This is a genomic window from Bacillus sp. J33, assembly GCF_000518885.1.
GTDB lineage: Bacteria > Bacillota > Bacilli > Bacillales > Cytobacillaceae > Cytobacillus.
Window position 1 is genome coordinate 1 of record NZ_JAEL01000141.1, and the last position, 10815, is coordinate 10815.

A 10815-nucleotide genomic window follows, 5' to 3' on the forward strand; every position below is an offset into this window, starting at 1 on the left:
TTAACGGAAGGTTATTTAGCATGCGCATTTTTAGTATAACATGAGTAATTTAAGTTTTTTAGTGAAAAATGTTGACAAACTATTAGCTGGTTTAGTTAAGTAAGGTACGTCAAGTTATTCCATATTACAGATTATTTATTCTTTAAATGATAGCCCTTCTTCTTCTAATGAAGTTCTCATAATAGGTAAGGAAGCGGGTCCAATACCATGAATTTTTAATATTTCTTTTTCTGTGTACTTGGATAGTTCTTGCAAAGTGTCAATCCCTTCGTGAACTAATGCATTTCTTGCAGGTGAACTGAGTTTCGAAAGGAAGCCACTTTTAGGCTTATTCTCCTTATCACATGTAGGGCAACTTGGACATTCACTACTTTTGTAATACTTATGCCCCTTTTCACAAACCCTTAAACTTTTTTCTACTGTCAAAATAATCCCTCCAAACAAATTCTGTATCCAATTTTAACATATTTCACAAATCTGGCCCGAGTGTTGGATAAGAGCTTCCTCCACTAAACTGCCCATTTATTGAATAAGAGATAGCTGCCTCAATGACAGCTCCGATCTTCAACTCAAGTCATCCGTTAGTTGAATGACTTGAGTTAATTTCTCATTTTTCTTTTCATTTTTAAGTTCATGGATGCTATTAAATAATCTTATTAATTCATCTACACAGTTTTCACTTGAAAAACTACCATTTCCTCCTTTTACCATTTGTATATTTGCGGCTGTAAGCATTAATAGACTTTTAGCATCTGACTCGTTTAAAGCAATAATATTTTCTCTTATTTTCTCCAAATTGAACAAAAAACCAACCCTCCTGAATTACTATATTTCCTAACCCATATTAATTTTTATTAAAATAACTTTCCCGCTAGTGGAACAAGAAAGAGCTGCCGATCCTTTCTGGAACTTCAACTCTTGTACCCTGTAGTTTAAGTGTATCTATTACAAAGTTATTAGCCTTTTAGTTTATACAGGAAAGTTGTTGTCCTTTAACTCCATACAAAATATCAGGCAGAGGATCAAATAAAGCAAAAAATAATCCCTTTTGGAAAATAACAATTAGAAATTTTTAAGATGATTGCTGTTTGTACAGTAAATATCCCCGTATGCAGCCATCAAAGGATATATAAAATTGGGGTATAAGACCTTGTTTCTTTAAGTGTCTTCCTCTGTCAGACTGTCAGCTCTGGATCATAAAAGAGTTGTTTCTTTTTCTAATTCACGATGTAATACTTCTCCCATACGCTTCATACCTTCAATAATTTTCTCTTTAGACATATTTGAGTAATTTAAACGTAAGGTATTTGTTTGTGTACCATTTGGAAAAAATGGTACACCGGGAACACAAGCAACATTGTTTTTCAAGCACTCTGTAAATATATGCGTTGAATCAACGTCCTCAGGAAGCTCAATCCAAATAAATAATCCACCTTCTGGCTTACTGTAAGACAAATTATCTGGAAAAAATTCTTCAATGCAAGATAACATAGCTGTGCATCTTTCTTTATAAACAGCTTTGATTTTTTTAATGTGTTCTCCGATATCGTAAAGTTCCATATACTTTGCTGTAATTCTTTGAGCAAAGCTGTCAGTATGTAAGTCAGCTGTTTGCTTAAAAGCAACGTACTTATCAATGAAAGATTCGTCTGCACAAATCCAGCCAAGCCGAAGACCGGGAGTGAAAATCTTAGAGAAAGTGCTTAAATAAATGACTCTACTCTCTGTGTCAAAATGTTTCACAGGCGGTAGTTCCTCTCCAGCAAATCTTACCGCTCCATAGGGATTATCCTCTACAATCAGCACATCATATTGATTAGCTAGCTCAATCATCCTTTTTCGTCTTTCAAGTTTTAATGTGCGGCCTGTAGGGTTTTGGAAATCTGGAATCGTATAGATAAATTTTGTGTTAGGATGCTTCTGCAGCTTTTTCTCCAGCTCTTCCATCACCATTCCATCCTCATCCATTGCAACTTCAATAAATTGGGCATTATATGACTTAAATACATTAATTGCTGCAAGATAAGTTGGGCTTTCACAAATAATAGTATCTCCATCATTGATGAATAATCTTCCAGTAAGGTCGATTGCTTGCTGGGATCCTGATGTAATAAGAATATTTTCAAAGCCAGAGTTAATCCCGACAACTTTCATCCTTTGACAAATAGCTTCTCTTAAAGGAATATATCCTTCAGTTGTACTATATTGAAGAGAAGCCGTACCTTCTTCATTCAATACAGCATTGCATGCATCCTTAAGAGCTTCTACAGGAAACAACTCTGGAGCTGGCAGTCCTCCCGCAAAAGAGATGATTTCTGGTCTTTCTGTTACTTTTAGTATTTCTCTTGTCTCAGAAGATTTTACTAAACGAGCTCTTTCAGCAAATTTATTATCCATTTATAAACATTCCTTTTTTTATTTTTTGTAATTTATGTTTCGCAATTATTAAAAGCTTAATAGCTACTTTTACTATAATCGAATCCTGAATATTCAGTTATTTTTATTTACACCTATCTCTGTTTGATGAATACCGGCCCAAATAACAATTGGAATAAGCAGTAATGAAAGGACGGCATCAGCAATTGAAAGGGTTGTATAACTTGAAAGTGCTACAACCATTACACGATCTATAAGCAACACAATCTCACCTCCCATTCTAGAAGGCTATTACTATTTTCTTAATATTCCAACTAGATTTAAGTAATCTTAACACGCACAAAAAAACCATACAATATTATAATTGTATGGCGAACAATATTAGCTAAGATTGTTTAGCAGACCTTTAAGGATAATCAATCCGCGCTCAAGCTCTTCAAGCGTTTCCGTTGCACAGACAGCAAGTCTTACTGCCCTATCCGGGCAACTGTTTCCAACTGCAAAACGTTCAGCTGCAAACACTTGTACCCCTTGCCGTTTAGCTAACGTTTCAAATTCAGCACCTGTAATCTTGCCAGGCAGAAGCAGCCAGCGAAAGTTGCCTGTTTCAGCACCTAAACACGTATAGTCTCCCAAATATCGGTTTACGACTTGGTTTCTGCGAATAGTTTGTTCCCGATGACCCTCAATTAAGACTTCAAATTGATTCGATTCAATCGTACGTGCTGCCAGTTCTGCCAGTAATGGGGAAACGGATACATTTAAATTATAAAGTGCCTTTGAAATGGGCTCCTTGAATTGACTCGGCACTGCTGCATAGGCTAGTCGCAAGCCTGGTGCTAATGATTTAGATAAACTTGCAATATAGACAACCTGCTCAGGTGCAAATGATGCCACTGCTGGCAGTGGTTTTTTGTTGAGAAGATGGTACGATGCATCTTCAATAATGAACTGATTATACTTTTTGGCAATGGCTGCGATCATTTTTCGATTCTTGACTGACATAAAGGAAGCTGTCGGATTATGATAATCTGGAATCAAGTAAATGCCTTTAATATTTTCATTTTTACACGCATATTCAAAAGACGCGGGACTCATTTCATAGTTCTCTGATTTAATTGGTACTAGCTGCACACTAAGCATCGCTGCAGCAGTTTTTAAGCCAGGGTACGTATGCTGGTCAACACCAATGCGTTCTCCAGGCTTACAAAGACTTGCCAGTGCTGCAGCAATTGCATTCTGACCCCCATTTGCAAATAAAATGTGATCAGCGGTTATTTCTAACCCGCCTCTTCGGATCAGCTTTATAGCTGCATCCTTTTGCCAATGGCTTTCGCCTGCCCGGCCATAACCAAACCATTTTTCATAATCGGCCTCTTGCAGCATACTTTTCAGCTGGAGCATCAGCGGCTCGTAAGAAGAATTATCCGGCAGTGTTGCTCCCATTTCAATTAAGTTCTTCGGCCTTGTATCTTCAAGTAAATACGCATTCGATAACACATCATACGATACAAATGTGCCACTTCCGACAGTTGCACTTAACATGCCCTTTAATTCACACACTTTAAATGCTTTTGAAATGGTACTTAAATTTAAATCTAAATAATCGGCCAATTCTCGCTGTGGAGGAAGTTTGGTTCCGGGTAATAAAACTCCGTTTAAAATATCTTCTTCCAATTGCCCTGCTAGTGCTTGATAAATAGGCTTTTCTGTTTTATCAATGGACGGCTTCCAGGTCATCGGATAATTTTCAAAAGAATTAATCGGCATGATAAGCATCCTTTTTCATACAATATTTTAATAACGCTGCATCCTTAATTATAACCCTTGCTCCCTTTTTTGTACTAACCTGTCCGTTCGTTTGTTGGATAAGAAATAACCGCCCTGTTTGGCATCATAAACTGGAACTCTTGTACCCGTTTGGTTTAAAAGTCGTTTTACATAACAGAAAATTGCTCTCCACCAATTACTTATATGTTCTTCCACAAACCTGACCCGTTTGTTTAATAAGGAATTCAACAAAAAAAGGTGTCTAATCCTTCTGGGTCAATACACCCGGTAGTTTAAGTGAAAGACTTCTTCGATAAAAAGAGAGTTGCCAAACAACTCCATAGATAAGTACAAAATCCATCTAAAATATACAGTATACAATTTTATCACCACGTACTTTTCTTGAAGATGTGGTTGTGAATGTTAAAAATTTTACAAGGCCGTCTCGCGCGTGCCTGCGTTTCGTTTACATATATAATTTCGGAAGTGAAATGAACTTACACATCCAGGCTGTTGATAATAGCTAATATTTGATGATCTGTCCATTTGCCATTAATCTTTAGATTTTCTTTAGCTATACCTTCTTTTTTAAACCCTACTTTTTCTAATACACGAATAGATGCTGTATTGTCAGGCATAGCTCCTGCTTCAATTCTATGTAGTTTTAATTCTCTAAAAGCAAAGTCTACAACAAGTTGAAGAGCTTCTGTTGTATAGCCCTTTCCATTATACTCCTTATCTAAAGTAAATCCGATATAACAGCTTTGGAGAACTCCCCTAACAATTTGAGTTAATGAAATGTCTCCGATAAGTTTATCAGTTGCTTTCAAAAAGATTCCAAAAGCGTATAATTCCCCTTCATCTGTCTTTTTTAATGCCTGTTCTATCCGTATTTTTTGATGTTCTTCTGTATAAAAGGCTTCTGGAAGTAATGGGCTAACCCGTTGAAAAAATTCGCGATTTCTAGTATGTAAGTTAGCTAACTCGGTGGCATCAGAAGTTTTGTAAAGTCGAAGATAAATTTGTTCCCCTAATAGCTTCATAAAACCCCTCCAATATCTTTTTACTGCCATTATATTCAAATTAGGCAAAACTAATGTAAATTCTTATTGCACTAACTTGCCCGTTTGTTTAATAAGAAAAAGCTGCCCTAATGACAGCCCTGATCTCTAACAATACACAATTTCCTACTTATAGTACAATAAATTTTTAATCCTTTTTAATTTTGGTTTTCATAGGCCGTTACTCTTATGGTGAAAATTGCAGGATTAAAATCACTCGCTGTAACAACTTCATTAATAATCTTATTTACTTCATTCTTAGTTTCTTTATTAATTTTTTCTATAGGTAATTTTATTACAATTTCAACTTCTTCTTTAGATAGCACTTCTGATTCTAAACCAAAAGAAAAGTTTTCCTCATACAATCGCCAGCCAATTTCTTTTAAAAGAGTGTCCTTTAGCTTTTGGTCAAACAGATCTAATTCACTTGGATACCCCGTATCAACTGTATTATCTAAACGTTCATTAAAGATTAAAATTGCACCAAAAGCCATACAAACTATAACTACAATACCGATAATGCTTCTTCTCAAATGATATCGCCTCAATTTAATGAGTATGTCTAAGATTAATGGTTATGTCGATTTGTTATTCAACTAAACTCCCGTTTGTTGAATAGTTCAATCAACAGCGTTATTTTCTTCCTGGATCAATGAAACTTCAAAAACTTAACATTCACTTATTCCAAAGCTCATTTAAATTTTATTGTTGATTTCTAATATAATTTTGGGAACTTCTATATTAACGAAATTCCTTTAGTTATTCTCGGAGTAATTTAGATAATTAAGTAGTAATTTTTAATTGGCTTGTACATATATCTATCCTTAATAAGTTTATTATAAGGATTTGATAAAGTGAAAAAGTATCTGTTTTTTATTATTTTATTCAGTTTCTTTTTCCCGCTAACTCATAAAATTGCTTTAACAATATTGATGATGTATTACAAAAATGATGCTTATGCACTTATTTCCTATTATCACGATTATGGCTTGTTGAGTATTAGAAACTTAATAATATCTCTTATTGCGGGAATAATGACATATATCTTCACTAATGTATTCATAAAATGGGAAAGAAATAAAAGGAAATGACGGGTATCCAGTCAAATTTCATAAAAATAAAGTAGATCCCTCTTTGTTCAACTAACCCCCGGAAAAAGAAAAAAAGAGCTACTGATCCCCACTGGCTCTTCAACTCTTGCACCCGTTAGCACAAGTACACCTTTTCACAAACACAACAAAAGGAGACTATTAAAAAGTTGTAAAATTTTCACTCTCACCTCATTCATTAATGTACTAATTACCATGATTATGTTTGCGGATTTAATTCTTTTACCCATTTACTTGCAGAATGGACGGGGATTTACAGCTTTTGAAGCAGGTTTGCTTTTATTGCCTGGAGCTGTGATAAATGCCTTCTTATCCCCTGTAACAGGTAGAATGTATGATAAATATGGTGCTAAACCACTCTTTATTACAGGTTTACTATTTATCATTATTTCTATGTGGGGAGTGATTGATTTATCAGAATCAACAACCTATCTATATTTAATGGTTCGTACATGTATTTTGCGAATTGGATTAAGCTTCATTACTATGCCTTTAAATACAGCTGGTTTGAATGCTTTACCTAGAGAATTGGGTTCACATGGTTCAGCAGTAAATAATACTGTTCGCCAATTAGCAGGTGCTATTGGAACAGCAGTTGTCATCACAGTTTATACAATTCAAGCAAATTCACATGCTTCTGAGCTATCTATGGAAAACGAAAACATTACATCTATACAACTTAGCGAAATTAGCTTCTATCTTTGGCTCAAGCGATGCCTATACATTTATGTTAATCTTAGCTTTTCTGTCCTTAGTTTTTGCATGCTTTATGCCTGCTAAAAAAACTGAAAAACAAAAAAGCATTTCTAATAAAACAGTAATACAAAAAAGTCCAAGTTAATCACAAATCGGATTTATTTTTACATTTAATTAACCATCTGATCTTGAACATGAGTACCCCTTTAGTCTAAGTTCATTTATTCACAAAATTCACATTAGGTGGGCTCATTTTTATTAGAATCACTAATTAGTGCCTTCAACCTGAATTGGCGAGGAACTGTTAATGATTACCTAATCCCTTAATCACAATTCTAAGTAATGATTAAGGGATGATTTTGTTATTCTTCTATTAGCTAGTTTTTGGAAAAACATTGGATGTCATTTTTCGGGTTTAAGAATTGTTCTTTGTAAAGGAACGCCCCCATAGAAATATTTCGTTCTATGAAAATATAGGAACGCCCATCAATTATAAATTTTCGATTTCCTTTATAACTGACCTCTCTCCCTTGTTTAACAAGTTCATCCTGTATAGCTTTAACATACTCTCCAAAATCCATATATCTCTCATCTAAATCAATGGTAATGTAATCTTTCCTATACCCCATAAGCCAATTAAAACCAAACAAGCATAGCCCAATTATCGCCAAAAATAAGACTATTTGCATATCGGTTTTTCACCTCATTTTTAGATTTCAATTCCTATTTCCAATCTATAATTTATATACGATTAATTAAATGTTTTGTTTCAAATAAAGAATAAAATCAACATAATTCTTTAACATAGCCAATAGTCAAAAGTAAAAAGGACGCCTTCTTTTTTAAGAAGTGCGACCGATTGTTGAAGATACTTTATTTAAGAATCTGGCCCCTATGAATAAAAAGAGCGTAGATGGCTTATCACATTAAATAGCCCGTTTGCTGAATGACTTTTATATTTTTTTAAAAGGTATTAAATCCCGGCTGTATATAGGGATAATAAGGTTGCTTTATTCAATAGACGAATATTAACGTTTTGCCCCCAATTATAAAGTGAATTTTCCGCCATGATAACAATAGTATTTTTCAGCTTTAAGATTTTTAATCTTAGTCAAAGACTCCTCTGCTTTCTCAACATTTAAACAAAAGTTTGGGTTAGCAATGACTAATTCATGATTTTCTATAACAGCTGCATCACCTGTAATTACACTTTTTAAACTAGGAAAATATAATGAAATATGTCCTGAAGTATGCCCTGGTGTAGCTACTACTCTGCATTTGTTATCTAAAATTAAATCACCATCATTTACCTTTTTATCAATTGGAACATGTTTCAAATTCATTAATTGCTGTATAAACCATTTACCAAACTCCATATCTTCATTTGCCATATTTTCCAGCATTTCTTCCGCTTGAACCAATCTCTCTGACTTCATTTCACCACTAATATATTTTGATTCAATTTCACTAGCAATAATGTTAATCCAAGGATACTTTTCTTTGAAATCATATAAAGAACCTATATGATCATCATCAAAGTGAGTAATGATTATAGCCTTTAAATTCTTCATTTCATATCCATTTTTTAAAATCTCATTTTCGATTAAAGGCAGAAAATTTGCATACCCTGTATCAACCAAGGTCAGTTCATTATTCAATATTATTAAGCTAGGATAAATGTAATTTTTTTGTCCATTAAATTCAAATTCAATCGGTAGTTCTATTATCTTCATCTTTTCCTCCATACTCCCTTTAGTTCAAAAACATAAAGCCGCCTGGTTTGGCAGCTGATCTTGAATATAAGTAACCATTAGTATTTGAGAGAAAATCGTACCTGACTGAGAGAGCTTAAGTATATATATTCTCAAACTGCCCATTTAGTTAATTAGATTTTTCACAATCAGGTCTTGAGCAAAATATAAGATTAGCCACCCTGCGATTCCCAGACCTAATGAAGCAAATAAATTTATGGAATGTTTGAGAGCAACTCCTATGATTATCAACATCACAACCGTTCCAGGAAGTCCCCACACAACACCAATAGCAAACTTACTTAATTTGTCCATCTGTTCGCCCTGTGTATATAGCCATATAATACTTAAAAGGCTTACGATCGGTAAGGCAGCAATGATTCCGCCTTGTTGAGGATATCTTCGAGAAATTTCAGTAATAACACCAATTATAATAGCCGAAATTATAACCTTAACTATTGTGAACATCCTTTGCTCTCTCCTTTAATAATGTAAATGCCTCTATTATGCGTTGCCTCTCTTCATAGCTCATTCGCTCGAATAGAACTTGTTTCAGTTTTTCTTCATCTAGACTGGAATGACGGTGTAAAACTTCTATTCCCAAATCAGAGAGCCCTAGAATAACCTTTCGCTCATCCTTGGTGCTACGGGTTTTAAATACATAATTTTTTTCCAATAAGCGTTTAATATGCTCAGAAGCTGTATTATGAGACACCTGAATAGCTTCCGCAATTTCTTTGATTCCTACTTCTTCCTCTTTTTGAATAACTTGTAGAATGCGTATACTTTGGTGAGTAATTTTTTCTTGGTGGTTATAACGTAATTGGTAGTAAATGTCCGTCCAAAGATGATTTAAAAGTGCAATTTCTTTAATCATATAACCTCTCCTTATATCGTAATTCAAGAATATATCTTATGATACGATATAAAATATAATAAAACAACTGTTCTTTCACTTAACATCCCCATTTGTTCAAAAAGAATAAAGCTGCCTGGTTTGGCAGCTGATCTTGAAAATAGGCACCCGTTACTTTAAGTACAATTCTTAACAAACTAATATTGCTTTACAAAACTGACCTGCAGCAGAACATCGAAAAGGCGATTTCTAATTAAAGGATCACACCCAATATATATAGAAACCGTCTAAATTAATATCTATTTGAATTATTTATTCGAATGAGAGGAAAGACCCCGACCTATAAGGTTTGCAGAAACAGGCTTTTTCCCTAATTCCCTTCCCCAAATTGATAATTGCCCTATATGGTGAATTTCGTGAGCAATAGCATGTCGCATTATTTCACCCCAAGTATCCGTCACAATTCTTCCATCTTGCAAGGTATCATAAAATAATTGATTTTCCATACAAGCATCCCAGGTGTTCACAAAGTTTTCCACCTCTAAATGAAATTCATCGTCCAATTTTCGAACTTTGTTCAAGCTTTTATAACAATCGAAACTCTCCTGAAAGTCAGTTTTACCTTGTAAGAGACGTATCCAGCTCCATTCGACATCAACAATATGGAAAAGTGTATGCAATATACTTCCCATTCCACCCGTTCGGTTCCGCAGAAGTTCTTCTTCACTTAACTCTTCACACCAACGATACCAGTCTTCTCTTACCATCCAGTTATATCTAAAAAAAGTTTGCAAAAATGCTCCTCCCCATTTAGAAAATAATTTAACTGTTAAAATACTATTAAAGCAATGCCAAACATTGTTAAAAATTACTATTTCTACAAACATAGGTTGAATTCCTTTTTCAACAATCCTGCCCTTTAGTTCAAACGAAAATGCTACCTGAAATGGTAGCTCCTCTGGAAGAAACGTACCCTTTACTTTAAACAGATATTGTGCCCCTTCTTAAACAAACCTCCCTCAATAAAAGAAGCGAAAACGGCTGCCCCTTTTGTTGAACAAAAAAGCCGCCTGGTTTGGCAGCTGATCTTGAACAAAAGCACCCGTTCGTATTATATGGTTAGCCAGATATTTCTGGTTGACCATATTTTATATGGTTTTATTATAACCATGTAGCCGGGGTAGAACGTAAGCACC

The 10815-nt window shown here is 34.5% G+C and carries 11 protein-coding genes and 2 pseudogenes; 1 reads left to right on the top strand and 12 read right to left on the bottom strand.

Annotated features, from left to right (window positions below; genetic code table 11):
* Positions 1 to 135: 135 nt before the first annotated feature.
* From L634_RS0126650 to L634_RS0126680, 7 genes and pseudogenes are all read right to left on the bottom strand, one after another.
* Positions 136 to 426, bottom strand: a complete 291-nt coding sequence (locus tag L634_RS0126650) for an RNA polymerase alpha subunit C-terminal domain-containing protein (protein WP_026585043.1) — start codon at positions 424 to 426, stop codon at positions 136 to 138.
* A 138-nt stretch (positions 427 to 564) separates the two neighbouring features.
* Complete coding sequence (locus tag L634_RS31835) at positions 565 to 804, bottom strand: hypothetical protein (RefSeq protein ID WP_051428426.1); 240 nt, start codon at positions 802 to 804, stop codon at positions 565 to 567.
* 390 nt (positions 805 to 1194) lie between these two features.
* Positions 1195 to 2397 (bottom strand): aminotransferase-like domain-containing protein, encoded by a 1203-nt coding sequence (locus tag L634_RS0126660; protein ID WP_026585044.1) that lies wholly within the window; start codon positions 2395 to 2397, stop codon positions 1195 to 1197.
* Between the two features lie 93 nt (positions 2398 to 2490).
* A pseudogene (locus tag L634_RS33645) lies at positions 2491 to 2619 on the bottom strand (hypothetical protein); the annotation flags it as partial.
* A gap of 138 nt (positions 2620 to 2757) precedes the next feature.
* A complete protein-coding gene (locus L634_RS0126670; RefSeq protein ID WP_026585045.1) occupies positions 2758 to 4146 on the bottom strand; it encodes an aminotransferase-like domain-containing protein in 1389 nt (462 codons plus the stop codon).
* 497 nt (positions 4147 to 4643) lie between these two features.
* The gene (locus L634_RS0126675) at positions 4644 to 5189 is read right to left on the bottom strand and encodes a GNAT family N-acetyltransferase (RefSeq protein WP_026585046.1); all 546 of its coding nucleotides are present in this window, start codon (positions 5187 to 5189) and stop codon (positions 4644 to 4646) included.
* A 176-nt stretch (positions 5190 to 5365) separates the two neighbouring features.
* On the bottom strand, positions 5366 to 5740 hold the full coding sequence (locus L634_RS0126680) for a hypothetical protein (protein ID WP_026585047.1): 375 nt from the start codon (positions 5738 to 5740) through the stop codon (positions 5366 to 5368).
* Between the two features lie 729 nt (positions 5741 to 6469).
* Between L634_RS0126680 and L634_RS31840 the strand changes: the two are divergent.
* Positions 6470 to 7157 (top strand): annotated as a pseudogene (locus tag L634_RS31840) (MFS transporter); the annotation flags it as partial.
* Between the two features lie 232 nt (positions 7158 to 7389).
* On the opposite strand, the gene L634_RS31845 reads toward L634_RS31840, so the two are convergent.
* From L634_RS31845 to L634_RS0126715, 5 genes are all read right to left on the bottom strand, one after another.
* On the bottom strand, positions 7390 to 7701 hold the full coding sequence (locus tag L634_RS31845) for a hypothetical protein (RefSeq protein WP_232233853.1): 312 nt from the start codon (positions 7699 to 7701) through the stop codon (positions 7390 to 7392).
* Between the two features lie 357 nt (positions 7702 to 8058).
* Positions 8059 to 8745: an MBL fold metallo-hydrolase gene (locus L634_RS0126700; RefSeq protein ID WP_026585049.1), complete on the bottom strand. Its 687-nt coding sequence runs from the start codon at positions 8743 to 8745 to the stop codon at positions 8059 to 8061.
* A gap of 144 nt (positions 8746 to 8889) precedes the next feature.
* Positions 8890 to 9231, bottom strand: a complete 342-nt coding sequence (locus L634_RS0126705) for a DUF3147 family protein (protein ID WP_026585050.1) — start codon at positions 9229 to 9231, stop codon at positions 8890 to 8892.
* The gene (locus L634_RS0126710; RefSeq protein ID WP_026585051.1) at positions 9215 to 9640 is read right to left on the bottom strand and encodes a MarR family winged helix-turn-helix transcriptional regulator; all 426 of its coding nucleotides are present in this window, start codon (positions 9638 to 9640) and stop codon (positions 9215 to 9217) included. Before L634_RS0126710 ends, L634_RS0126705 begins: the two co-directional genes overlap by 17 nt.
* A 287-nt stretch (positions 9641 to 9927) precedes the next feature.
* Positions 9928 to 10413, bottom strand: a complete 486-nt coding sequence (locus tag L634_RS0126715; RefSeq protein ID WP_026585052.1) for a DinB family protein — start codon at positions 10411 to 10413, stop codon at positions 9928 to 9930.
* Positions 10414 to 10815 lie beyond the last annotated feature (402 nt).